We start from the raw sequence: 25,473 nt of genomic DNA, 5'->3' as shown, positions 1-25,473 counted from the left end.
ACTTGCAATCTAAAAAGGAGCTGTTATACAGCTCCTTTTTAGATTGAAATATGCTATTTTAATTATATAAATAAATTGACATTTGCATCATCGGCTTCTCCAAGATAGTATCCAACGCCGCCATAAGTTATTCCATCTATTAACTCTTCTTTTTTAATTCCCATAACATCCATAGACATTGTGCATGCTACTATTTCTACTCCATTTTTTATAGCTGCATCCATTAAGTCTTCTAATGATTGAATATTTTTATTTTTCATGACTCCTCTAATCATTTTAGCGCCCATTCCACCCATATTCATTCTTGATAGTCCAAGCTTTTTGCTACCTCTTGGCATCATCATACCAAATGCTTTTTCTATTATATTTTTAGGTGTCTTTATTTTTTCAGGCTTTCTTAGTACGTTTAATCCCCAGAATGTAAAGAACATAGTTACCTTTTTGCCCATTGTAGCTGCACCATTAGCAATTATAAATGAAGCAATAGCTTTATCTAGATCTCCACTAAATACAACCATTGTTTGACCATTATTATTTTGAACTGTAGTACAAGTATTAGAAATTTCAGTTCCAGATAGAATTTGATCTGAACACTTCATAATTGTTGCTTCTATAATTCCCTTGTTTTTATCTAAATTCATAAGTCTATTATTAGTTTTCTTAGTCCAAGCTTCTATATCTCTACAGAATCCTTCATCTGATACCTTTACCTTTAAGACTTCTCCATCATTCATATCATCCATAGTTGCTTTTACTTGCATTAAAGGTCCTGGACAAGATAATCCTGTTGCATTTAATTCTCTTACCTTATCAGCTGCTACTTCTTTCATTACAGAATCTCCATTTTCACTATTATTTATATTATTATTTTTACTTTCAAAAACTTTTGCTTTGTAGTTCCAGTTTACATAAGACTTATAACCACCATTTAAGTTTCTAGCTTTAAAGCCATTAGCCTTTAATATTCTAGCTGCTATATAACCTCTTATTCCTACTGCACAATAAACTAAAATTTCTTTATCTTTATCTAGCTTATCTAAATTATTTCTTAAATCATTAACTGGTATATTTATTGAATTTTCTATCTTTCCAAGCTCTACTTCTTGCTTATCTCTTGTATCTAATAAAATTTGCTTTGATGAATCAAATTTATTTAAATCCTCTATGTTTATAACATCTACTAGTCCTTTGGTTTGATTTTGAGCTATAAAACCTGCCATATTTGCTGGTGATTTTGCTGATAGGAACGGTGGTGCATATGAAAGTTCAAGTTCTGCTAAATCTTCCATTGTTCCACCAAACTTAATTGATGTTGCTATTACATCTATAAATTTATCTACACCTTCATATCCTAAAGCTTGAGCTCCAAGTATTTTACCTTCAACATCATATATCACCTTTATTGTTAGCGGTGTAGCATCTGGATAATATCCAGCATGACTCATTGGATGTAAATATACCTTATTAAATTTAATTCCATATCTATTTAAAGTTCTTTCATTATTTCCTGTTGAAGCTGCAACCATATCAAATATTTTTATTATAGATGTTCCTAAAGTTCCTTTATATGCTGAATTTAAACCTGCTATATTATCAGCTATTATTCTTCCTTGTTTGTTTGCTGGTCCTGCTAGTGGTATAAATGCTTCATTTCCATTTACATAGTCTTTTACAACTACCGCATCCCCAGCCGCATATACTCCATCTTTATTAGTTCTCATGTGATCATCTACAATTATATGACCTCTTTCTCCAAGTTCTATACCACTATCTCTTATGAATGTAGTATCTGGAGTTACCCCAATAGCTGAAACAACCATATCAACAACTATTTCTTTTCCGCTTTCTAGCTTAACCTTTATAAAATTATCAGTTTCTTCAAATCCATTAACTTTTTCATTTAACATGATACTTATATCATTAGAATTTAATTCTTTTTCAATTAAGCTTGAAAATTCAGAATCAAAAGGTGCCATAACATGAGGTGCTGCTTCTACTAATGTTACTTCAATACCTCTTTCCCTTAAGTTCTCTGCCATTTCTATTCCAATAAATCCACCACCAATAACAACGGCTGATTTAGTACCTTTGGAATCTACAAAAGCTTTTACTTTATCTGTATCTGGAACATTTCTAACTGTAAATATTTTTTTACTATCTATTCCTGGTAAATTAGGTCTTATTGGTTTTGCTCCTGGTGATAAAACTAAATAATCATAGCTTTCTTCATATTCTTCATTATTAAGTGTTTTTACTTTTACCTTTTTATCATCTGCATTAATTTGTATAACTTCACTATTGATTCTTACATCTATATTAAATCTATCTTTCATCTTTTCTGGCGTTTGAAGAAGTAAAGCATCTCTCTCTTTTATTACTTCACCAACATAATAAGGAAGTCCACAGTTTGCAAAGGAAATATACTCACCTTTTTCAAACATTACTATTTCTATATTTTCATCTAATCTTCTAAGTCTAGCTGCTGCAGATGCTCCACCTGCAACTCCTCCAACTATTAAAACTTTCTTATTCATTAAAAATCCTCCTAAATCTGCTGATATTATTCTTTCTAAATTTTTTATATCTATAATCAATATAATATTCATTCAATTAATTATTGTTATATTATAATATTACGATATTTATTTTAAATTTAAAGAACAGCTATAATTTAGCTGTTCTAAATTAGCAACTTTACACTATTAAAAATTTAAATTATTGATAAATAATTTGAATATTATTCTTCTATAAGAGCTTGTATAATTTTCTCAGCTCTTTTATCAACTACTTCATATACTATTTCAAGTCCGTTTCTTTCACCTTTAATTATTCCAACGCTCTTTAGCTTTTGAAGATGTTGAGAAATTGTAGATTGAGGCATACCTAAGCAACTATGCATATTAGTTACATTACAAGAACCCTTTTCTAAAAGATTTTTTACTATACAAAGTCTAACTGGATGAGCTAAAACTTTTAAAAATTCTGCTATATCCTCGTATTGTTTGTAATTACTGTCCAAGATATCACCTCTTCTCATCTTACATATTAACTACACATATCATTGTTATTTCTGTGTCAATAATATTACTATATTCAAATTTTAAGATATTGTTACCTAAATGTCAATACTAATTTAAAAAATCCAATTTTTTATTTTTATCTTTCCTCTTCCAAGTTCTAATATTTCTCTTTTTTCTAATGATTTTAAACTCCTACTTACTACTTCCCTTGAAGATCCTATATCTGCAGCAATTTTTTCATGAGTTGTATAAATTATTTTTCCACCATTATTATCATTCATTTTTTCTTTAAAATAATTTATAATTCTATTTTCTATACTGTCAAATGTAACTTTTTCTAATCCTTCTACTACGGTTTCAAACTTATTGTATAAATTTTTAAATATATATTTTAAGAAGCTACTATTATCTAATAAATGTCTCTTAAAAAAATCCATTGGTAATAAAGCAATCACTGCATTTTCTTCTACCTCAGAAAATGAAGTTTCTTCTGATTCAGTTAAAGCACATAATATTGTGTTAAAACAATTATCTCCCTTACCCAATCTATATAAAGTTATCTCTTTTCCATCATCACCAAGTTTATAAATTCTTATTCTACCATCTAATATAAAAGAAAATCCTATACAACTTTGTTTATTATTAAACATACTTTGTCCAACTTCATAGGTATTTACAATAACCCTCTTAAAAAATTCTTCTAATACTTCTTCACTTAAATCAGTTAAAAACGGATAATTTTCTATAACCTTTTTTCTTAACTCCATACTCTTACCTCATAAAATTCTTAAAAATAAAAAAAGTAAAACTAATTCTATTTTAGCTTTACTTTTTTTCTTTATCAATGTTTTTGATAATTATTTAATATTATAGTCCTAATAAATTATCTATTGTGTTTTTATCAAAACCAACAACTATTTTCCCGTTTATATCCAAAACAGGAACTCCCATTTGTCCACTTTTATTTACCATTTCCATAGCTGCTGCTCTATTTAATCCTACGTTAACTTCTTCATAATTTATATTCTTACTCTTTAAATAATTTTTTACTTTTGTACACCATGGACAAGTATTAGTTGTGTAAACTTTTATATTATTCATTTCTATTTCCTCCAATAATGTATTATTTACTCTATGATATAAGTATATTCTCATTCTTTAAATTTGACTGTAACAAAGTCACAAAACTAATTTTTCTATAAAAAAACATACTTTTCAGATATAAAAGTACGTTTCTATAAATGTATATTTTTCTAGCCTTAACCTATTTCTAAAATTAAAGCTATTCATATATAGCTTTAAAAATATAGTCTTCTTGAAATCTAAATATTTAAAGCTATTTAGATTTTCATAAACACTATACTTATTTTGATACCCCAAATTTAAGTAACATATTTATTTGTAATTATTTAAGATTATTTTAATATAGCTATAACTGTAAATAGATAAACAAAAAATCCTACAGTACAAATAATATGAGGTTTCTTATATGTCTTAGGCTTTTTAGTTGAAAAGTATCCTGTTACTCCAATAGCAATCATTATTCCAGTAAAACCAATATATTTTATGAAATCATCTTGACCTATTTTTTGTATTAATGCAAAGCACATTGCTAATACAGATATAGTCCCAAGATAAATATGCGTTTTTACAAAGTTTATCTTCTTTATTTTAAATATCTTAGGTATATAATAAAATAATAATGATAACATAAATAGCGATGATGATATTCTTTCCATTGTTCCTCCAACTAATTTTCTTGTGTTAATTTTCTTATTGCTTTTTCTTCTGCTGTTATAGTTTTTATTCTAAAGATGAAATAATAGAATTTAAATAGTATAAGTACTACTATCACACCCTTCATGAATAAGCTATCTATAAGTATTAAAGGAAATGCTAACATGAAATCTGCAAATGCTAAGATACATATTTTCTCCTTTAGTGTCATAGTTCTTTCTTTTACAAAGGATTCTAAGTGATTTTTATATAGCTTTGTTCCTATAAACCAAGTATTAAATCTATCTGATCCCTTTGCAAAACAATATGATGCTAATAGTAAAAACGGTGTTGTTGGAAGTATTGGAAGTACTACCCCTATAGCACCTAATACTACTGAAATTAGTCCTACTGTTATATAAATATATTTTTTTATTGACTTCATAATAATATCTCCTCTTCAATTATTATTTAAGTTAGTACGTAATATGCCTAATTAACTCTATTGGATTATATATAATTAGTCTTGGACCAGAAAACCTCATAACCCTCTTAATTTTCTCTTTCATATCCTTTTTATAACAATGTATTGGACATTTACCACAAGTACTCTTTTCTTCACCAAATTTACAATAAGTAAGTCTCTTCAAAGCATATTCAAGCAATTCGCTACATTCAGCGCATAACTCTTTTTCCTTATGCTTCTTTTTACAATATATTTTTATCATAAGCTCTATTGTCTTTTTTTCTCTTTCAATCTTAGTCATATATCCCCCATGAATTTAATAATCATTATCAAGTACTTCTTTAAATTAAGAGGACTTTTACATCCTCTTAAAATTAAATTTACTTACTTTAACTTATCTTAATTTGCTTATTTTCTAATTTATATACCTTATCACAAATAGCTGTTGTAGATTTTCTATGAGAAATTAATATAATAGTTTTTTCTTTACAATTTTCATTTATAGCTTTTAATATTTCCCCTTCATTTAAAGCATCTAAATTACTAGTTGGCTCGTCTAATACTAATACATCACTATCTTTTAAGAAAGCTCTTGCTAATCCAATTCTTTGTTTTTCTCCAGAAGATAAATTCCCTCCAAGTTCTGAAACCCTAGTTTCATATCCTTTTGGAAGACTTAATATAAAATCATGAATTGAGGCTTTCTTTGCTGCTTCTATTATTTCTGCTTCAGAAGCGTTTTTATTTCCTACTTTTATATTTTCTCTTATTGATTCATTAAATAAATATGTTTCTTGGCTAACTAATGTTTGAGAACTTCTTAGTGATTCTGTATTAATATCTTTTATATCTATATTATCTAATTTTATATCCCCGCTATTAACATCCCAAAATCTCATTATTAGTTTTATGAATGTACTCTTACCAATTCCACTTTCCCCTATTAATGCAATCTTGTCTCCCTTTCTTATGTTTAAAGATGCATTATTGAATATCATTTCTTTTCTATTTGGATATGAGAAGCTTACACTTTTATATTCAATATCATTTCCTTGTATGTCTTCTTTACCACTTACTTCTTCCACTTGAGGTTTTTCATCTAAAAGAGCAAAGATTCTTTCTGCACAAGCAAAAGTTTGAAGTAATGTATTTGATAAATTACTTAAAGCAACTACTGGTCCAAAAGATGAAGCTATTATTACTATTGAAACTATAGCAGTAGTAAAACTTATATTCCCTGATAAATATTCGCTTGTCCCAATTAGTACAAAAGTTAATATTGCAATCATTATTGTAATATCTGTTGTTGCTCTAATTACTCCTTCATGCTTTTTTATTTTTTCTAAACTCTTATTAAGTCTAATTGAATTTTCATTTATCTTATTTAACCTTTCTTTACCATTTTTAAATAATAATACTTCTTTTAATCCTCTTAATGAATCAAGAATATAATTATTACTTTCACCGAATATATTTCTATAATTTACTCCAGCTTCTTTTGCAAAACTTGATGAAGCATAAGGTATTACAAAACCAACTATTAAAAAGAATATAGCAGCTAACACACCAAATACTGGTCTTATATTAAATAAAATTATTGATATAATTGAGTTTGTAATTATAGCAATTGAAATTGGTGCTATTGTATGTGCATAAAATACTTCTAATAACTCTATATCAGAAGTTATTAATGCAATCAAATTTCCTTTTTCTTTTCCTTCTAATTTTGCTGGTGCTAATTTTCTTAATACAGTAAATATCTTATCTCTTAATATATACAGTATTTTAAAAGCTATATAATGCCCTGATAGTTGTTCTCCATATCTTAAGAACCCTCTAAAAAGTGCAGAAATAGCCATAACTATCATTGCTCCCTTGAAGCTTATAAAAGTTATATCTCCTATATATGCACCTAGTGCTACAGCGCCAAAAGAAGCTATAGAAATTGCAGCAAGGAAGCCTAATACTCCCATAAATATAGTAATTACCATTACAGGTGCTAATGGTTTTAACTCAACTATTAATCTTTTCATTATTTGGAAGCCTGATCTTCTTTTCATATCTAACAAACCTCCCTAATTTCTTCTAATTCATTTTGCTTATCAACCATGCTGTAGTAATATCTATTAAGCTTCATAAGCTCTTCATGAGTACCTTCTTCACATAATATTCCTTTATTCATAACATATATATTTTTAGCTCCTCTTACATTTGCTAATCTATGCGATATTACTAATATAGTTTTTTCTTTTGAAAGATCATATATAGATTCCCAAATAGCTTCTTCACTTTCTACATCTATATTAGAAGTTGCTTCATCAAATATTATCATCTTTCTATTTGCTAAAATAGCTCTTGCAAGTGCTAATCTTTGCTTTTGTCCCCCTGATAAAGCACTTCCGCCTTCACCTACATTTGTATTCAATCCATCTTTTAAACTATCTACAAAACTATCTAGTCTAGCAAGCTTTAATGCATTTTTTATTTCTTCATTAGTTGCATATTTCTTTCCTATAAGTAAATTATCTAAAATAGTTCCATTAAATATATAACTATTAGTTGATATTAAGGCTATATTTTCATAAATAGTATCTAAATCAATCTTTTCTATATCAACTGAATTTAATAATACTTTTCCTTTATTAACTTTATAGTTATTTAAAATTATAGATGCAATAGTACTTTTACCTGAACCACTTTCCCCTACAATCGCAACCATTCCCTTTGGAGTTATCTTCATATTTATGCCATTTAGAACTTCTCTTTCTCCATCATAACTAAAGCTAGCATTGTTTAATTCAACTGTGATATCACCAGCTATTTCTTTAACGTTAGTGTCTATGTCTTTTTCTCTTTCTTTAGCATCTAGTATTCCAAAAATTCTATCAGATGCTGCCATACCATTCATTGCTATATGGAAGTATGATCCTAAAAGTCTTAATGGTATAAAGAATTCTGAAGATAATAAAATTATTACAAGTAAACTTCCAGGATTAAGTTCCCCATTACTAAATTGAATTAGTGCAACTATTGTCCCAGAAGCTGCTCCACCAAAGGCTACTAAATCCATTATTGTAATAGAATTTAGTTGCATACTTAAAACCTTCATTGTTATCTTTCTAAACTTTTCTGCTTCTGTATTCATTTTTTGATGTCTTTCTTCATCCATATTAAAAACCTTTAAAGTTGTTAATCCCTGAAGATTTTCTAAGAATGTACCACCTAAATCTGAATAGCTCTTCCAATAATCTTTTAATATTCTCTTTGCAATTTTCATTATTGCAATTATTGATATTGGGATAAGAGGTACGCAAAGAATGAATACTAAAGCTGCCTTAAATGATATAAAACTCATAAATACAAATAATGTTACTGGAACTAATAATGAATAGAAAAATTGTGGTAGATACTTTCCAAAATAAATTTCTAATTGTTCTACTCCCTCTACCATTACTTGAACTATGGATGAAGTGCTTTCTACATTGCTGTATCCATTTCCTAACTTCAATAATTTTTTATAAACAAGCTCTCTTAAAGTCATTCTTGCTTTTGTTGATGCCAAATCTGAAAATTTAGCATATAAAATATTGCAAATAAATCTTAAACATAATAATAGGAATATTATTGCTCCAGATATAAAAATAGATTTATCTGCTATGATAGTTGTTTCACCAGAATAAATATTATTAATAAACTGTCCTATAAGCAGTATTATTATAATATTACAGATAATAGCAAGCCAATTCACAAATATAGTGAGGCCAATATACTTTTTAGAGTCATTACAAAGGTTTATAAGCCTCTTATTGATCATCATATTATAAATCCCCCATTTCATTGATATTAAATTTCATTTGATAATTACAGTACAAAAGTATACTGTAATTGATATTCATTTTCAATTATATATTATATTTTTATTGTTAATTTTTTATGAACATCGTTATATTATATTTTTTATAATTTCCTCTAAAGAATGAACAGTACTATTATGATTATTAATTACTCTTATATTTTTCCTTTCAGCTTCCTTTTTTGCTTTTATAGCCATTTTATGTGATACTATGTTTGTAAATAATATTATTACATCCGCGCCACCTATCTTATCATTTAGCCCAGCTTTCATTTGAGTAAATATTTTAGCCTTACATTTATATTTTTTACAGATATTTAAATAATCCCTACTCATTCTATCGTGACCACCAATTACAACTATACTCATTTAATATCCCCTCTTTCTTTTCAATTGTTTATAATAATAGTTACTCTTAATGATATGTATTAACTTTCCGATTTTTATATAATTTCGAATACATATCATTAATGAGACTAATTCATTTTTGGGTAATTTTAAGTAGCAAAATATAAGTTGGCGAAGATAAATAGACTGTGGAATAAGCATATAGCGAGCAATTAGAAGTACTTGGTGTTGGAGAAACTACTAGGCCTTGGTGTTGCTTAATTGTTTGAGCACAGCGAGTTAACCAAAACTCTTGGCATAGTAGTTTTTCCTAATTATTTATAGGAACATATCTATTTATCATAGCCTCTATATTCTCAATTTATAAAATTTTGCTTATATGCAAAACTTAATATTATCGTAGTTACTAAAAATTATATTGTTTACTATTGAATCAATAGGTTCTCCTTCTAGAATTTTATCCATTGTCTTTTCTCTTACATCATCATATATATCGAATATTTCTAATGCCTTTTCATAATTGCTATAAACTTTCCAATATCCACACCCTAAACACTTCTTATAACTACATTGCATAAAGCCTTTTACATCATTAATTGGAATTCCTAAAAATATACCAAGCTCATGAGGACATTTAAATTTCTCATATCTTTCTTTTAAGTATTCTATATAATAAGAAATATTATTATTTCTTTTATATCCAAGTTTAATTAAAAAATCCATATTTTCAGGCTTAAATATATGCTTTTTTAGAATATCATTATTATAAATTAGTATTATTGAGGCATTATCATCTTCTCTTAAATTAATAAAGCTTAAATTTATAGATTTTAAAAATGATTTCCCATCTTGAATCCAAGTTTTATATAACTTTTCTAACTTTTTATTTATAGTTACAGTTGCTGAAGGTTTAACGCCTGCTATCACCAAGGAACTATTATATAATAAGAACTTTTTTATAGATTCTTCATTTTCTATATTGAATAAGTCTTTATAAAATTCAATTTTATCCATACATAACACCACCTATTCTATTAATCAATATTGATATTCATTATCAATTAAATATTATTTTATTATATAATTTTTGTCAATCCTTACTTAATTATCTTTTAATCTACTATTCTTATTTTTAGGAATTTATATACGAATTATACATAAAAAATAGGAATGTCTCAGACATCCCTTAATTTATATTTTCTTCAAACTACTTTGTAGTACATTTTATCTTCATTTTACATCTTTCATTTTAAATTTTTAATTGCATAATAAAATAGTTTTTTAGCTCTTATTTTACTAAATTAGCTGTTCCACCTACTGTTTCCTTATTAAAGTGTTTTACTAAGATTATAATACTATTTCAATAATACCTATTATAACTTCTTTAGTAGCAAGGCCCGTTAATATTGGTACTCTAGCTTCCTATGTTTCAAAACCTAATGATTCAAATATTGGTGCTACGAATCCACCAATAATGGCAAAGAAACTTGTACTTATTTCATTATTCTATCCATAAGGAATGTAACTATTGACATATATTTGTTTAAAAATATTTTTTAATAAAAAAATCTACACCTTAGTTTTCACTAAGATGTAGATTCTTTTGTTTTACACCAATATTACTTTTTCTTTTTTAAGAATAGTCCACCTACTGCTGCAACTGCACTTCCTAAAACCAAAGTTACTATAGGTGAAGCACCTCCTGTTTGTGGTAAATTATTATTGTTACTACTATTATTGTTTCCACTGTTATTGTTTCCACTGTTATTGCTTCCACCATTATTATTACTTCCGTTATTGTTGCTTCCACTGTTATTGCTTCCGTTACTATTACTTCCGTTGTTGCTTCCACCGTTATTATTTCCGCCATTGTTATCTTGATTAATCTTAACAAGATTATTCATAGCATTATTAATTCTAGCTGTAGCTGCATCAACCTCACTTTGAGTAACATCATTTTTACTTATAAGTTTTTTAGCTTCTTTAATAGCTTCTTCTAGGACAGAATAACTATTCTTTGTATAATCCTTCTTATTTAAGGCTTCAGCTTTATCTATAGTATCTTGAAGCTCAGATTTTGAAACTGATTCAAATCCTTTAATACTATCATTTGCCTTTCTAATAGTATCTTTTAAAGAATTAATTACTTCTGCAATTTGTTCTACTGTTGCATCTTCATTTTCAATAACAACATTAGCATTTTTTATTACACTAGATAACTCTTCCTTTAAATCCTTTAAGCTATCATATGCTTCAAGTTTCTTAACTAAAGCATTTGCATCATTAACTAAACTCTTTAGCTCTGTTTTATCTGGAATAATTGACTCTAATAACTTAGCTTGTGCGTTTAATAAAGATTCAATAGCATTATTTACTGATGATTGACTAGAATTTTCATCATTAAAAATAGCCTTAGCATTATTTATTTCATTTATGAATACTTCAATTGCTGAAGCATAATACTTTCCATCTGCATCTTTTGCTATTTCTTCAGCATCTGATATTGCATTAGCTAATGATTCTTTATTAACTACTATAACCTTCGCCTCAAAATCTTTTACAGATTTTATTAATGATTCCGTAATAGAATTTACTTCTTCCACAGTTTTAGCTATTTCATAATCTGATTTTGACTTTGTAATACTTGCTTTTAAAGCATCAATATCTGATTGTAAATACTGACCATCACCTTCACCAGCAACTGCATTATTTACTCGATCTTCTGCTATAGATAACTCTACCTTATATTTATTATGAGCATCTAATTCTGCATAGCCTTCCTCAATTAATATTTTAAGCTTAGCTTCAGCTTCATTTAATTGTCCTTGAGTTACAGACTTAGTTTCATGAACTCCATTTGCTTCTGCTATTCCTGCTTCTAACTTAGCTATTCTATCATCTATTATAGCTTTACTTTCTACTTTTTCCTCTGCATTTAAACTATCTTTTAAAGCATTTAATACTATATTTGCATCACTAATTGCTGTTAATAGCGGTCTTCTATTAATGGTAACAACTTGTGAGTAGAAACTATTTAACGCAGTTTTAAGCTTAACTATCTCTTGGTCTACTTCCATAGAATTAATTCCATTTTTTGAAGCAGCCTTTGCATTATTTATTGCTAATAATAATGCATCTTTAGCTTCTTGTGGATATTGTCCTGAAAGATCTCCAACAATAGTACTATTATAAGTTTTTTCTAATTCACCTATATAAGTTAATAGCTTACCTGTTGCATCTGCCTTATAAGCTTTAAATTCATTTATAGTAAATGACTCATTAATAAATTTAACTTTCACTGCATTTGTAGTAATTGGATTCTTTAATGCAGTTAGTAATTTTTCTGAAGCATTAGTGTTAGCACTCTTATCAAGGAAGCTTATCCACTCATTTTCATCTTCCATACTTCTATACTCAACTGTGTATTTTAATCCACCATCTGCTTTACCTATTGTTTCAATTGTGTTAATATCCACTATCTTACCAAAGTCTATAATATATTCTTTAACATCTCCTGATCTTATTGTAATTCCATTTGTTTCATTTCCATCTACTAATGCTGCTCCTGTATCTGGATTTACAGTTGCATTTAAAGCTACATTTTCTGGCTTTGAGTAAGCCTTAACTTCTGCTATTGCTGGCCATGCTAAGTAAGAAGTTCCTTGTCCATTATTACCAGTTATTTTAACATCTATAGCTTTTATATTTTTTCCTACAGGTATTGTATATTTATGATCTATAACAGTATCATTTTCTCTCATATCTAATACTGTATGAACTACATCATTTGAGTCAATTACATCAACATGGAATTGGAATGGTAAACCTTCCTTTTCAAAAATTAACTCAATATTTTCAACGAAGTAAGAGTTAATTAAATCAATTTGAGCATTTGCTGGCATTACTCCACCGTTTGATATCCATAATGTATCTTCTTTTCCATCTGTTATATTTGAAAGAGGCTTTCCGCTTTCTGCATCACTTCCTGTTACAGGTTTATCTAAAGCTACATTGATGGCTTCAACTACAACTTCTTTTTCTCTTAAAGCCTTTATTTCAGCTAAGGCTGCCCATGCACCTGGAAAATCACCAGCACCACTTTTACCTGTTAATATATATTTAATACCTTTTATTTCTCTTTCTACAGGTATTTGATATCTTCTTTCTAATGCATTTGATTCTGATTTTTTATCCAGAATAGTTGTTTCAGTTCCATCTGCTTCAATTGCTCTCACTTCAAATTGGAATGGTAATTTTGCCTTTTCAAAAACAATCTCTACTAAATCAACCATTTCATTCTTTTCTAAATCTACAGTTATCTCAGCACCTATTCCTTCACTTGTTGCAGACCAGAATGTATTATCGTCTCCATCTGTAATATTTGACGCAGGTCTATCTGTTCCTACATTTTTTACATCTACTGGCTTATTAAGTGCAACATTATCGTATTCTACTTTTTCGCCTGCATTTTCATATACCATTAATTCTCTCATTTCTGGTACTAGAGTTGAATCAGTACTATTAAAAGTAAATCTAACTGCATCAGCAGTTCCTTTATAATCTATTGATATAGTTCCTGTAATAGTACCGTCTATAGTTTCTGCAACAGTACTCCAAGTAGCTCCATTTCTAACTTCTACTTTATAAGTTATTGGGAACCCACCTGCTGCTTGATTTGGAGCAAAGGCTATACCATTAAGATTCTTTTCCTCTTCTAAATCTATAGTCATTGTAACAGGCCATTTAGCTTCTGATGCCATCCAGGCACTTCCTGTAGTTCCATCAGTTAAATTAGATGCTGGGAATCCTGAAGCTGTTTCAACGCCTTCGATTACTACGTTTTTACCTAGTGCAATATTAACTTTTTCTACTGCACTTGATCCACCTTCTAAAAATGCTTCCATATTAGTTACAGAGAATTTATCCATAGCTTCTTTTGCAAGAGCTCCTAAATCTTCTCCTGAACCTGTCGTTGCATATCTATTATTTTCAGTAGTTTTTTCATTAGCCCACTTATATTCAACTTTATGCCAATTTATATTTTGAGTAGGTTTTCCTTCTAATTCATTTGTTACGTTATTAACCCACATTTCCCATCTCTTATAATATAAATCATTAGTTAAACCAGCCCATTGTCTATTTGAGTAATCCTTTAAAGAACCATTTTTATAATCTCCCCATGTAGTTATTAAAGCTCTTGCATTGAATTCAAATAAATCCATAGTCCAATCATCTGCACCTTCAAGCATAGTTCTAGCTTGCTCTATCCATGTTCCTACTAAGAATTCTGGACTAGTAGATAAAACATTTTCTTGAAGCTTTATTAACTCTAAGAAATGAGTAGAAATCTTTTTGAAGTTATTTATATCTCCGTTATCATAAGCAGCAACCATTTCTTTATGATATTCTTGTGCAGAGTTTGCTAAAACTTGTTTTGTTACATCTAAGAAATCATATATAAATGCTTCACTACCTTTTAAATCATCATATGCATTTATAAATAGCTCTAAAGCTTTTTCTAATTCTGCCTTATCATAAGGTATTTTACTATGTCCCCATGTTGAAGCACTATTGATTTGTTTAGCTGGTCTTGCGTTTATTACTGATTCTGCTGCTCCTTGATAGTAATCATTTGTCTTTTTATATGCAGTTTCTAATAATATTTTCCATGCTTCTTGAATATCAGCATTTTCCTTACCATATCTTCTTTCAATATAATCCATGGTCCATTGTCTAAAATCTATAGAATCTCTTGTCCAAATCATATCGCCAATTAACTCATAAACTATTGGACTATTATTTATTGCTTCTGGAGTAATACCTATCCCCTTCATGTTTTCTGAATTTGCATAGGCACTTGGGATATTATTAGCTAATATCTCTGGCTGTCCATCTAATCCCATTCTTCCCCCAAAGTTATGAAGCATATTCCATACCCAAGGTAAGTCTTGATTATCAAATCTTTTCCAATCTGGATTTAAGTCTGAATTAAGATCTAATATTAATGAGTGCTCTTTATTAAGACCTGAAAGCTTTGCATTATCTGGATTTCCTTGCCAGTGCTGAATTACCCATATTGCATCTTCGTCATGCTCTAACATTTTATTTTGAACTGTTGAATAAATTCTGCCATTATCTAATCCTCCAGTATTTCCACCTTCATGGAATGGATCAACAGCATAATAATCACTTACTTCACCAAAAACTTCTTTTTGTGCTTCATAAAATGCATCTGCAACTTTTGCAAAGTAATCCTCTTCACCTTCAGCCACATAGGTTCTAAGCATGTCAGGTCTATCAAAACCACACCATTCACCTTGTTTAATAACTTGAGCATCTGGATTTTTCTCAGTAAAGTCTAAAGGAACTCCACCTGAATATCCTTGAAGTACTGGTGTTATACCTAAAGTCTGCATTCTATCATGCATTTTTCTTCCAAGCTCTGTTCTATCTTCAAACCAACTATTTGGTAATGGTCCTCCAAAGCTTGTCATGTTTTGCATATAGAACCATGCAAAATAACCTGGACCTGATATATATTCTTTTATTTCTTCATCTGAATATCCAAATTTATTTAAAGTTCTTCTTAATACTTCCTCTTGTCCAACAATATCTAAAATTAGATTATATCCATTCATTGCTGACCAATCTAAAAATGCTTCATACTCATTCCAATCCCAAAATGCCATTGTATATGAATAAGTACAGAAATTTAAAGAATATCTTTGTTCATAAGGTGTATCTATGACAACCTTTTCTCCAACACTAGGTAAAACTTCTGGCATATTTAAATTTGATCCCATTATAGGATTGTACATAACCTTTGCATAATTTTTTAAATAGTAATTAAATCCTGATGCAAGTGAAACACCATCATTCCCTCTTACTACTACTTTTCCATCAGCTCCATCTTCAACCTCAAAAACATCTGTTCCTGATGAAGTTTGGCTTATTAATTCAAATTGGAATTTATCTTTGTATTCATCTCCAATAACTCTTCCAACCATATCATACATTTCTTGTATTGTCTTTTGAGATGCATAATTTACATCGTTTTCAAATTTACTATACTCTTCTTCCCATTTTGTTTCACTAAAGTTCTCTACACTTATAGCTTTTTCTTCTACTCTTTCATCTGAAATCTTTTCACCATATAATTCGATTTCAGCTATATTTGAATCATTATTATCTGAACTAAATGTAACATCTATTCTTATTTTAGATGCCTTTACATTATTTAAATTATATAAATCACCTTCAACTGTTGCATTTTCTTCATTATCTTTATATGCAACTTTTGTATAGTTTTCCCCATCAGTTGTTACATAAATATTATAATTATAATACCCATTAGTTTTATTAATTAACTTAATTGCTGATAAGTCATACGTTCCATCTAACTCTAGTTCTACCCATCTGAAATGATTTGATGATTCCCAATAAGTACTTGGATCACCATCAATAGCAAGTTCTACATCATGTCCCGAAGTATTGCTTTTTGCTGATATCTTTATATTATCAGCGCTTATTTTATTACCTACAGAAGCTTGTACTTCAAATGGTATAGAGGTAAGCATACTTGAAGTAATTGTTATAGCTAGGGCTTTAGCTATATGCTGTTTAACGTTTTTCATTAATAATTTCCTCCTTGAAATGTATGTATTTTTACTAATTTAAACGAATACATAAATTCTAAAAATAAAAAAAGCCAAAAAGAGACAATTCCCTTTTCAGCTAATGCCTATTTTCATAGTTACACGCCAATATAATTTGTATTCATTTACATAGAAATTTTAACCTAATTTACTTAACTATGTCAATAACAGTTATTGTACTTTTTTTAAACTTTTTATGAACAAAAATACACTAAACAAATATACTTTTAACCAAATTTACTATGAAAAATAAATAGAGAAGTCTTAGGAATCTATTTAATATAAATTTATTCAATTTCAAGTAATCTTTATTGCCAAAAAAAGTTAATATCTTATTTTTATAAAGGGCCTCGCGAAACGCGAGCCCCTTTTAAACCATTTATTCTACTTAAAGACGCTTTTAAACTTAAATAGAAATTTTGTATATTATTTATATATGCGCAAAGTATGCAAAAAAAGAGAAGCTCTAATTAAAACTTCTCTTTTATTGGCTAATATCAAAATTTATTTTGATACAGCCCCATCTTTAAAGTATTCTTTTTGGATCAAAGTTTAAAAAATCACATGATGTCATTAAGTATTCAATTCCTTCATGCTCTCCATTTAGCACATTTGCTAATGAAGGTCCATGTAGATGTCCATATATTACTTTCTTAACCCCATATTCTTTAAATAAATCAATAAATGCTGAATTCTCTCTTTTCTCATTCATTGGAGGATAGTGTATCATAACTATTATATTTTCATATCCTGCTTCTTTAGCTTTATCTAAGGAAAGTCTTAATCTTATAATCTCTCTATCAAATATTTTTTTATCCTTTTCTGTAAATCTATCACTGCCTTCTAAAATCCATCCTCTTGATCCGCAAATAGCATAGTCCTCGTAAGTATAAAAATTATTTTGAAGAAATTTCGTATTTTCATACATTCTATTAAGCTTTGATATTCCGCCCCACCAATAATCATGGTTTCCCTTAGAAATTATTTTTTTCCCTGGTAATGCATCTATCCAATCTAAATCAACTTTACTTTCATCTGATCTCATTGACCAGGATATATCTCCAGCTATAAGCACTGTATCTTCATCTGTGATTTTTTTTATCCAATTTTCTTTTATCTTTTCATCATGCTTAAGCCACTTTGCTCCAAATATGTCCATTGGTTTGTCTGTTGTAAAAGCAAGATGAAGATCTGAAATAGCATATAAAGCCATTTAATCTACTCACCTTTCTGACATAAATTTCTTAACATTATATATTAGTTTACCTATATAATATTATTTATTAAACTAATATGAAAGCCCATATTTCAAAAGCATATTCAGTATTTATTTACTTTCATACATCTAAAAACTATCTAAGTCTGTTACATATGCAATAATATGAGCTACTGCTTCATAAAGATCAGATGGTATATAATCACCTATATCAACATTACAAAGCAGGTCTGTTAATTCCTTATTATACACTATAGGAACATCATTTTCCTCTGCTTTTTCAAGTATTTTATCTGCAATATGTCCCATACCACTTGCAGTAACAGTTGGAGCCATTAAATTTTCTTCATATTTTAAAGCTGCTGCTTTTTTTCTATACTTCATTTCTCCTCCTAAAGATAATAACTCTAATTTCTATTAAGTGATATTCCTAAATTTATAAATGCTTATTTATACTCTTCTATCAAGTGATACTCCTGAATTAGAATTAAAAAATTCTCTACATGATGTTAATGAAACTTCATTTTCCTTCTTAGATACTTTTACATTAACTAAAAAACCCATGCTTTCTATATTATTAACTAACTTGCTCTTTGTCATATCAATTATTTTAACAAATTTTTCTTCACACTTTAATTCTATATTTATTTTTTTATCTAATACTTCCATATATCCATCTACTGTACCTAAATTCTTAGTTTCCACTGTTACTACCATCTTAACGTTTGTACTATCTATCTTTTTACCTTCTTTTCTATTGTCCTTTACTATTATCTTACAAGGATATTCTCTTTCCTTTATACTAACTGGAATATCTGCATAATAATATTCTGAGCTTATCTTATTAAATACTTTTATATCACTAATATTATTTTTTATAATATCTAAAATCTTCTCTGATATTAAAGATTCGCTTTTTAAATTAGATATTAAATCTTTAATTATTTCTTTACTTCCTTCTGTTCCTTTATTTAGGGAAACTTCTATTAATTCTTTTGTTGGAATACTTTTAGTTAGATTTTTATTTATTATATTATTATCATTTAATTTATCAATATTATTACTATTAGTACCAATAATATTATCTTTAGTTAGTATATCTTTAGCTAAATCATTTATCTTTTGACCTTGATGTGTATCATTGTCTATAATTTCTTGATTTTTTAAATTAATAACATCTTTTAATTTTGAAAATTCCTCTTCTGTTAATGTTATACCTCTTCCCATAACATTTGAAAGTACCTTTTCTAATTGTCCTTTACTAAAATCTAAGGATTCTTTTACACCTAAAGTTTCATTATTAGTTTTATTCAAATAATTACTAAAATCATCTACTATATTTTGAGCACCAATATCATTAAATTCAAATATAGTTTCTTTAATCTTATTTATTAATTCTTCTGGCTTAATAGTATTTATTAAATTGAAAACTCTATCAAATTCACTACTTGTAAATTCCATTCTTCTATTAGCTAATATATCTTTTAAAGATGTGTTAAGTAAATCTTCATTTTGACCTGAAATAGATTTAAGAAGAGATAACATACTAACTTTTGCATTTCCCATATCACTCTTTTGATAAACATCATTAGCTAATTTATTATTAATACTTGTCTCTTGCTCATTAATAAGTTGAGGTACTTTTGTAATTTTTTGTTCTTCTACATTTTGTCCTTCTACATTTTGTCCCTCTACATCTATAGATTTAGGACTTATGGTACTAATATCTAAATTTTCAATACTTTGCTTTGAATTACTTTCTAGCATATGTTCCTTTGTAAATTTATTAAGTTCAGGTATTGAATTAGAAATTTTATCAAGTACTTTTAATATGCTTTCTTTTCCTTTAAATAAATTATTATATCCTTTTATATTTTCTTTATTAAATTCCATATCATTTTCGATAAACAATAAAATATCATCATGAGATAAAGTTTTAAACTCTCCTAAAAACTCCTTTAATACATTATTAATTTTTGTTCCTTCTTCACTATTTTGAGATATTCCCTTCCCCATTAAATACTTAGATATAAATTCATCTATTTCCTTTGGATTTACCTGTATTTTATCTAGAAATTGAATTAGTCCCTTAATTTCTCTTATATTTTCCTTAGTAAGAGGAATATCAAATTTTAACATTGATTTTAATAAAGCAACGTCATCTTTACTTAAGCCTGAACTAGAAATTATATCATTAAACTCACCTTGAGCTAATTCATCACCTTTGATATTCTTAGCAATAACTTTTAACTTTAATTTTCCGTCAACAAAGCCTTCAACTTGAAATCTTTGTAATCCATTTTCTAATCCTTCTATATCTCCGTCTATTTGTGCAGAAAATTCCCAACCATCTATTAGCTTTATAGTAACTTCATTTTTATCATCTTTTTTAATTATTTTTCCTGAAAACTTCTCACCAGAATCAAAAGTTAGCTTACTAGATATTCTTTTATTATTTGTATTATATGAATTACCTACATTAAAAACTCCTGGCATAACTCCACCTCATATACATCTATATTATTTATAATGTCGAATACTTTATCTAACATCTTAACATATATAAATTTATAAACTCTATGATTAAATAATTTTCACTTGGAAATATTTTAGAAATAACTATATAATCTTTAGAAATTTTTACCTTATATGATATAAATATAGAATTTACATGGAGGTTAAAAATGAATAAAAAACTTTTTTCTAAAATAATGATTATATCTGTTATTACTATATCATCGGTACTTGTATCTTGCCAAAATACTTCTAAAAAAATAACTATATCGGAAGATACTAAAAATGAAATTTCCTCGGAAGAAAATGAAATAAATGAAGCAATAAAAATTGGTGAGGAATATCTTGCTCAAAATAAATTTAATGAGGCTAAGGAATCTTTTAATAAAGCTATATCCTTAGACAAAAATAATAAGGATGTTTATTTAAAAATTAAGGATATATATATGTCCTTTAATAGATTTGATGATGCCTATTTTATTATAAAAACAGCTTTAACAAATACTATAGATATTGAAAATATGAAATTAATTTTAAAAGATATTTCATCTAAATTTGAATCTATAAACATGAATTTATCTATATATCAAGATACTAGCTACACCTTACCAAATGAAGTAAAGGCCGTAATTTCAGGTGAATCTATATCAATTCCTGTAACTTGGGATAATCAAGTAGTTGACTCCTCAACTGCAGGGACATTTGTTTATGAAGGCTTTAATGAAGATTATGGTAGAAAAGTGAATATGGAAATTACAGTTATGGAGAATGTTTATGATAAGCAAATTGGATGGGTAAAAAATTTTTATATGGACAATGGAAAATTATATATTAATTTAGATTTAATTGAATTTTATTTAGGAAGAGAAGAGGCCCTTAGAGAAGCTATTAAAGATGGAAAAGCCGGAATTGATGAAAATGGAGAATACTTTTTACCAGCTCCAGTTTGGATAAGAAATAACTCTGAAGATATTACTACCTACCAAATAAATGATGATTGTTTATATTCTTTATGTGCAGCTACTCTAAACCTTGAAAATTATGAAAGTAGCGGAACACTAGTAAATTCTTCTTATGATAATTTTTCAAAAACATTTAATGATACTAAAAATAATAATGCAAGAATACTACTGGTTTGGGTTGATATAAAGAATGGCTCGGTTTATAAGATTTCTGAACAATACTTACCATAAAAATATTTTAAAAGGAGACTTTACAGTGAATAAAAAATTTATAAAACTAACTATTATTCCACTTTTTTTAATACTAAGCACTTCTCTTTTTGCTTGTACTGACACAACAAAAAAAGTAACAGTTTCTAATGATACTCAAAGCGAAATTTTAGTAGAAGAAAATGAAGTTGATGAAGCTATTACCAATGCTAAAAAGCTTCTAACTGATAATAAATATGATGAGGCAAAAGCCTATTTTAATAAAGCAATTTCTTTAGATAAATCTAATATGGATTTGTATTTAGAAATAAAAGATATCTATATGGATTCTAATAAATATGATGATGCTTACTTTATAATAAAATCTGCTTTAGCCAATAATGTTGATACTGAAAATATGAAATCAATAGCTAAAGAAATTTCATCTAAATTTGAGGTAATTAAGCTTGCAGATTCTATTTATAAAGAATCAGAATATAACCTTCCTGGAAGTGTATCTACTGATATAAATGGAACCTCGGTTTCACTTCCTTTAACTTGGAATGTAGCAACTGTTGATACTTCAAGCGCTGGCACTTTCACTTATTATGGCACAAATGAAGAGTATGGCAGGCAGGTAGAATTTACTTTAACAGTTTTAGAAAATGTTTATGATAAACAAATTGGATATATTAATAAACTTTATTCATCTAATGGAAAAACTTATATTGATGTTGATTTAGTTGAATTTTATCTTGGCAGAGAAGAATCTCTTAAAGAATTTCTTAAAGATAATGCTGATACAGATAAAATAGACCTTCCTATTAACGATAAAGGAGAGTATTATGTTCCAGATGGTTATTATATAAGAAATAAATATGATAAGATAACAACTTATGAAGTTTCCAATAACTGCACCTTCCAACTATTAGATTATGATCTAATTTATTTAGGATATGATGTTACACCTAAAAATAACTCTTCAATTCCTGAAGCTGTCTCACTAGAAACCTTTAAAAATTATATAGATAACCCTATATCAAAAGGTAGATCAGTTATGTGTTGGATAGAGTTGAAAAATGACGTTGCTTATTCTATCTACAGACAGTATACACCTTAATGTAAATTGATAATGGACAATTTATAATGGATAATTAAGGATGTTTTGCACAGCAAAACTTAAATTAAATTAGTGCGCAGCACCTTTTATTTAAAAATCCTTAGTATTTTTTTCCTTAATTGTCCATTGTGCATTATCAATTATAAAAATGTTCGCATTTTTATACTAATAGTTTTATCCCACTATTTATTATTTAAAATATATTTAATATAATTAAATTATAATATCCATATTAAGGAGAATATGTAATGAATGCTCAAGTTCTTATTATTGAAGATGATAGATCAATAAATGATATATTGTTCCATACTTTGAAAGCTGAAGGCTATTTACCTTATAGTGTCTTTTCTTTAAAAGAAGCTAATGATTTTTTAAATACCACTTTACCCGATTTAATTTTGTTAGACTTAAACTTACCTGATGGAAGTGGTTTTGACTTTTGTAAAGATATAAACTCTAAATACACTATTCCTATTATAATTCTTACAGCTAAAAATGATGTATTTGATAAAGTTCTCGGCCTTGAACTTGGAGCTGATGATTATATCACTAAACCATTCCATATAAAAGAAGTTACAAGCAGGATAAAGGCTGTATTTAGACGTATTGAAAAGTCTGCTTCTAAAGATAATAAAAATTTCATTAAGATAAATTCAAATATAAAGATTAATTTTAATAACAGAACTGTTTTAAAAAATGATGAAGTTATTCAATTAAAACCAAAGGAATATGAACTTCTTGAATTCTTTGTTCAAAATAGAAATAAAGTTTTTTCTAGAGAACAACTTATAGATAATATTTGGGAGTTTTCTTATGATGGCGATATAAGAACTATAGATATTCATATAAGAAGAATTAGAAGCAAACTTGATACAAACGGACAACCCTCTGTGATTGAAACAGTTTTTGGTGTTGGATATATGATGAGGTAAGTATGAAAATTAAATTCAAATTCACTTTAATTATTACTCTTACAATTGTACTACTAGGAATTTCATTAAATATATCTGTTAGAAAAATATTAAAAGATAATATGGAAAGCACAGTTACCTCTTCATTAAAAGAAATAATGAAAAGTACTCGTGAATCTGTTAAATATACATTGTCAGTTAGAAATTATCTATACAAAGATAAAGCTTTATCTCAAGAAAGTAAATATTTAATAGAATATATTTCAATTAACTATGATAGCAACCTTCAAATATGCGACATAGATGGTAACGTGCTTGCTTCTAATTTAGAAAAAGCTAACCCTGAATTCGCTGAAAATATTCCTGATATTAAATCTGGTAAAACTATTGTTGATATAAAATATAACAATAACAATCTTATTGGAATGCTTTCCTATCCAATAATAATTAATGAATCTTACATTGGAATAATCAATTTAACTAAGGACTATACTTATCTTTATTCAGACTATATGAAAGCTACAAGCATATTAACTTTAATTGAAATATCACTTATCATTTTTATATTTGCTATTTCTTATAGATTAACAAATAAAATAGTTAGTCCAATAGAAAAATTAACTTCAGCTTCAAAGGAATTAAGTGTAGGAAATTATGAAATAAATATAGATATCAATGCCAAAAAAAATGATGAAATATCTATATTATCTAGAGAATTTATTAATATGAAATCTAAAATTCAAGAGCAAATTTTAGATATTGAAAAAGAAAAAGAAAAGGTTGAAAAATTAGCCTTAAGCAGAAAAATATTTTTTGATACTGTTACTCATGAACTTAAAACACCTTTAACTTCAATTATTGGATATTCAGAAATGATTTTAGAAAATGTTGTAGATGATGAAGAATTTAAGTATCGTGCCATTGATAGAATTCACTCAGAAAGCGAAAGATTAAATACATTAGTACTTGAAATTATAAAAATTTCAAAAGGATTATCCTCAATAAAAGATACTTATGAATATATAGATATTTCAGAAATTATTAATCAAACAATTTCTGATTTAAACATTAAAGCAGAAAAATATAACTTAAAAATAAATTCAAACATATTAAACGAAATAGTACGCTTTAAACCAAATAAAATAAAAGAAGTTTTAATTAATGTATTAGATAATGCAATAAAATATTCTAGCAAAGATTCTATAATTACTGTAAACTCTTACACTTCTGATGATAAATATAATATAGAAATTACTAACATTGTTGAAAATCCTATACCTGAAGATGTTTATAACCATATTTTTGAGCCTTTTACGAAGTCAAATTTTTCTAATGATGAGTATAGTACAGGCTTAGGATTATACTTATGTAACGAAATTATTAAAGATCATAATGGTTCAATTAGTATAGTTAATGGTAATGAAATAAAAGTAAAATTAACTTTACCATTAGAAAATAATAGTGATCTCTCATAAATAATATATGAATATTCCTTATTATATA

Annotated in this window: 19 protein-coding genes; 4 read left to right on the top strand and 15 right to left on the bottom strand. The window is 27.5% G+C overall.

The genetic code is table 11. The features are described 5' to 3' along the window. Positions 1–62: 62 nt before the first annotated feature. The 15 genes from I2E83_RS06695 to I2E83_RS06625 form a co-directional block, all read right to left on the bottom strand. Positions 63–2,534, bottom strand: a complete 2,472-nt coding sequence (locus tag I2E83_RS06695) for an FAD-dependent oxidoreductase (RefSeq protein WP_195263816.1) — start codon at positions 2,532–2,534, stop codon at positions 63–65. A 203-nt stretch (positions 2,535–2,737) separates the two neighbouring features. After that, complete coding sequence (locus tag I2E83_RS06690; RefSeq protein WP_195263815.1) at positions 2,738–3,019, bottom strand: metalloregulator ArsR/SmtB family transcription factor; 282 nt, start codon at positions 3,017–3,019, stop codon at positions 2,738–2,740. 114 nt (positions 3,020–3,133) lie between these two features. After that, the gene (locus I2E83_RS06685) at positions 3,134–3,787 is read right to left on the bottom strand and encodes a Crp/Fnr family transcriptional regulator (protein ID WP_195263814.1); all 654 of its coding nucleotides are present in this window, start codon (positions 3,785–3,787) and stop codon (positions 3,134–3,136) included. Positions 3,788–3,887: 100 nt separating this feature from the next. Further along, positions 3,888–4,121: a glutaredoxin family protein gene (locus I2E83_RS06680; protein WP_195263813.1), complete on the bottom strand. Its 234-nt coding sequence runs from the start codon at positions 4,119–4,121 to the stop codon at positions 3,888–3,890. Between the two features lie 314 nt (positions 4,122–4,435). Then, positions 4,436–4,759, bottom strand: coding sequence for a hypothetical protein (locus tag I2E83_RS06675; protein WP_195263812.1), 324 nt, complete (start codon positions 4,757–4,759; stop codon positions 4,436–4,438). An 11-nt stretch (positions 4,760–4,770) separates the two neighbouring features. Continuing rightward, positions 4,771–5,181 (bottom strand): YbaN family protein, encoded by a 411-nt coding sequence (locus I2E83_RS06670; RefSeq protein ID WP_195263811.1) that lies wholly within the window; start codon positions 5,179–5,181, stop codon positions 4,771–4,773. 31 nt (positions 5,182–5,212) lie between these two features. Further along, the gene (locus I2E83_RS06665; RefSeq protein WP_195263810.1) at positions 5,213–5,503 is read right to left on the bottom strand and encodes a nitrous oxide-stimulated promoter family protein; all 291 of its coding nucleotides are present in this window, start codon (positions 5,501–5,503) and stop codon (positions 5,213–5,215) included. An 88-nt stretch (positions 5,504–5,591) separates the two neighbouring features. After that, the gene (locus I2E83_RS06660; protein WP_195263809.1) at positions 5,592–7,262 is read right to left on the bottom strand and encodes an ABC transporter ATP-binding protein; all 1,671 of its coding nucleotides are present in this window, start codon (positions 7,260–7,262) and stop codon (positions 5,592–5,594) included. 2 nt (positions 7,263–7,264) lie between these two features. Then, complete coding sequence (locus I2E83_RS06655) at positions 7,265–9,019, bottom strand: ABC transporter ATP-binding protein/permease (protein ID WP_195429182.1); 1,755 nt, start codon at positions 9,017–9,019, stop codon at positions 7,265–7,267. A gap of 126 nt (positions 9,020–9,145) precedes the next feature. Continuing rightward, positions 9,146–9,424, bottom strand: coding sequence for a DUF2325 domain-containing protein (locus I2E83_RS06650; protein WP_195429180.1), 279 nt, complete (start codon positions 9,422–9,424; stop codon positions 9,146–9,148). A gap of 354 nt (positions 9,425–9,778) precedes the next feature. Continuing rightward, complete coding sequence (locus I2E83_RS06645; protein WP_195263806.1) at positions 9,779–10,417, bottom strand: DUF3793 family protein; 639 nt, start codon at positions 10,415–10,417, stop codon at positions 9,779–9,781. Positions 10,418–11,022: 605 nt separating this feature from the next. Then, a complete protein-coding gene (locus tag I2E83_RS06640; protein WP_195429179.1) occupies positions 11,023–17,037 on the bottom strand; it encodes an alpha-N-acetylglucosaminidase TIM-barrel domain-containing protein in 6,015 nt (2,004 codons plus the stop codon). 547 nt (positions 17,038–17,584) lie between these two features. Beyond that, positions 17,585–18,271: a metallophosphoesterase gene (locus tag I2E83_RS06635; RefSeq protein ID WP_195263804.1), complete on the bottom strand. Its 687-nt coding sequence runs from the start codon at positions 18,269–18,271 to the stop codon at positions 17,585–17,587. A 132-nt stretch (positions 18,272–18,403) separates the two neighbouring features. Next, positions 18,404–18,658, bottom strand: coding sequence for an EscU/YscU/HrcU family type III secretion system export apparatus switch protein (locus I2E83_RS06630; RefSeq protein ID WP_195263803.1), 255 nt, complete (start codon positions 18,656–18,658; stop codon positions 18,404–18,406). Positions 18,659–18,724: 66 nt separating this feature from the next. Beyond that, positions 18,725–20,770: a hypothetical protein gene (locus I2E83_RS06625; protein WP_195429178.1), complete on the bottom strand. Its 2,046-nt coding sequence runs from the start codon at positions 20,768–20,770 to the stop codon at positions 18,725–18,727. Between the two features lie 188 nt (positions 20,771–20,958). Here I2E83_RS06625 and I2E83_RS06620 point away from each other — a divergent pair, with 188 nt between their 5' ends. The 4 genes from I2E83_RS06620 (at position 20,959) to I2E83_RS06605 (ending at position 25,445) form a co-directional block, all read left to right on the top strand. Next, positions 20,959–21,981, top strand: coding sequence for an Ig-like domain-containing protein (locus I2E83_RS06620; RefSeq protein ID WP_195429177.1), 1,023 nt, complete (start codon positions 20,959–20,961; stop codon positions 21,979–21,981). A gap of 25 nt (positions 21,982–22,006) precedes the next feature. After that, positions 22,007–23,059, top strand: a complete 1,053-nt coding sequence (locus I2E83_RS06615) for a tetratricopeptide repeat protein (protein WP_195429176.1) — start codon at positions 22,007–22,009, stop codon at positions 23,057–23,059. Between the two features lie 248 nt (positions 23,060–23,307). After that, the gene (locus tag I2E83_RS06610) at positions 23,308–23,991 is read left to right on the top strand and encodes a response regulator transcription factor (RefSeq protein WP_195429175.1); all 684 of its coding nucleotides are present in this window, start codon (positions 23,308–23,310) and stop codon (positions 23,989–23,991) included. Between the two features lie 2 nt (positions 23,992–23,993). After that, positions 23,994–25,445 carry a HAMP domain-containing sensor histidine kinase gene (locus I2E83_RS06605; RefSeq protein WP_195429174.1) on the top strand — a complete coding sequence of 484 codons (1,452 nt, stop codon included), beginning with the start codon at positions 23,994–23,996 and terminating at the stop codon, positions 25,443–25,445. Positions 25,446–25,473: the final 28 nt, after the last annotated feature.

This window comes from Clostridium sp. D46t1_190503_E9, from assembly GCF_015555225.1.
GTDB lineage: Bacteria > Bacillota > Clostridia > Clostridiales > Clostridiaceae > Clostridium.
Note: the sequence above shows the minus strand (reverse complement) of the source record. Positions and strands in the feature narration are given on the sequence as shown.

Bases quoted from the DNA above. Each gene is read 5' to 3' on its own strand.
- I2E83_RS06695 (WP_195263816.1), bottom strand. From the start codon at position 2,534: ATGAATAAGAAAGTTTTAATAGTTGGAGGAGTTGCAGGTGGAGCATCT.
- I2E83_RS06685 (WP_195263814.1), bottom strand. From the start codon at position 3,787: ATGGAGTTAAGAAAAAAGGTTATAGAAAATTATCCGTTTTTAACTGAT.
- I2E83_RS06680 (WP_195263813.1), bottom strand. From the start codon at position 4,121: ATGAATAATATAAAAGTTTACACAACTAATACTTGTCCATGGTGTACA.
- I2E83_RS06675 (WP_195263812.1), bottom strand. From the start codon at position 4,759: ATGGAAAGAATATCATCATCGCTATTTATGTTATCATTATTATTTTAT.
- I2E83_RS06670 (WP_195263811.1), bottom strand. From the start codon at position 5,181: ATGAAGTCAATAAAAAAATATATTTATATAACAGTAGGACTAATTTCA.
- I2E83_RS06665 (WP_195263810.1), bottom strand. From the start codon at position 5,503: ATGACTAAGATTGAAAGAGAAAAAAAGACAATAGAGCTTATGATAAAA.
- I2E83_RS06660 (WP_195263809.1), bottom strand. From the start codon at position 7,262: ATGAAAAGAAGATCAGGCTTCCAAATAATGAAAAGATTAATAGTTGAG.
- I2E83_RS06655 (WP_195429182.1), bottom strand. From the start codon at position 9,019: ATGATGATCAATAAGAGGCTTATAAACCTTTGTAATGACTCTAAAAAG.
- I2E83_RS06650 (WP_195429180.1), bottom strand. From the start codon at position 9,424: ATGAGTATAGTTGTAATTGGTGGTCACGATAGAATGAGTAGGGATTAT.
- I2E83_RS06645 (WP_195263806.1), bottom strand. From the start codon at position 10,417: ATGGATAAAATTGAATTTTATAAAGACTTATTCAATATAGAAAATGAA.
- I2E83_RS06640 (WP_195429179.1), bottom strand. From the start codon at position 17,037: ATGAAAAACGTTAAACAGCATATAGCTAAAGCCCTAGCTATAACAATT.
- I2E83_RS06635 (WP_195263804.1), bottom strand. From the start codon at position 18,271: ATGGCTTTATATGCTATTTCAGATCTTCATCTTGCTTTTACAACAGAC.
- I2E83_RS06630 (WP_195263803.1), bottom strand. From the start codon at position 18,658: ATGAAGTATAGAAAAAAAGCAGCAGCTTTAAAATATGAAGAAAATTTA.
- I2E83_RS06625 (WP_195429178.1), bottom strand. From the start codon at position 20,770: ATGCCAGGAGTTTTTAATGTAGGTAATTCATATAATACAAATAATAAA.
- I2E83_RS06620 (WP_195429177.1), top strand. From the start codon at position 20,959: ATGAATAAAAAACTTTTTTCTAAAATAATGATTATATCTGTTATTACT.
- I2E83_RS06610 (WP_195429175.1), top strand. From the start codon at position 23,308: ATGAATGCTCAAGTTCTTATTATTGAAGATGATAGATCAATAAATGAT.
- I2E83_RS06605 (WP_195429174.1), top strand. From the start codon at position 23,994: ATGAAAATTAAATTCAAATTCACTTTAATTATTACTCTTACAATTGTA.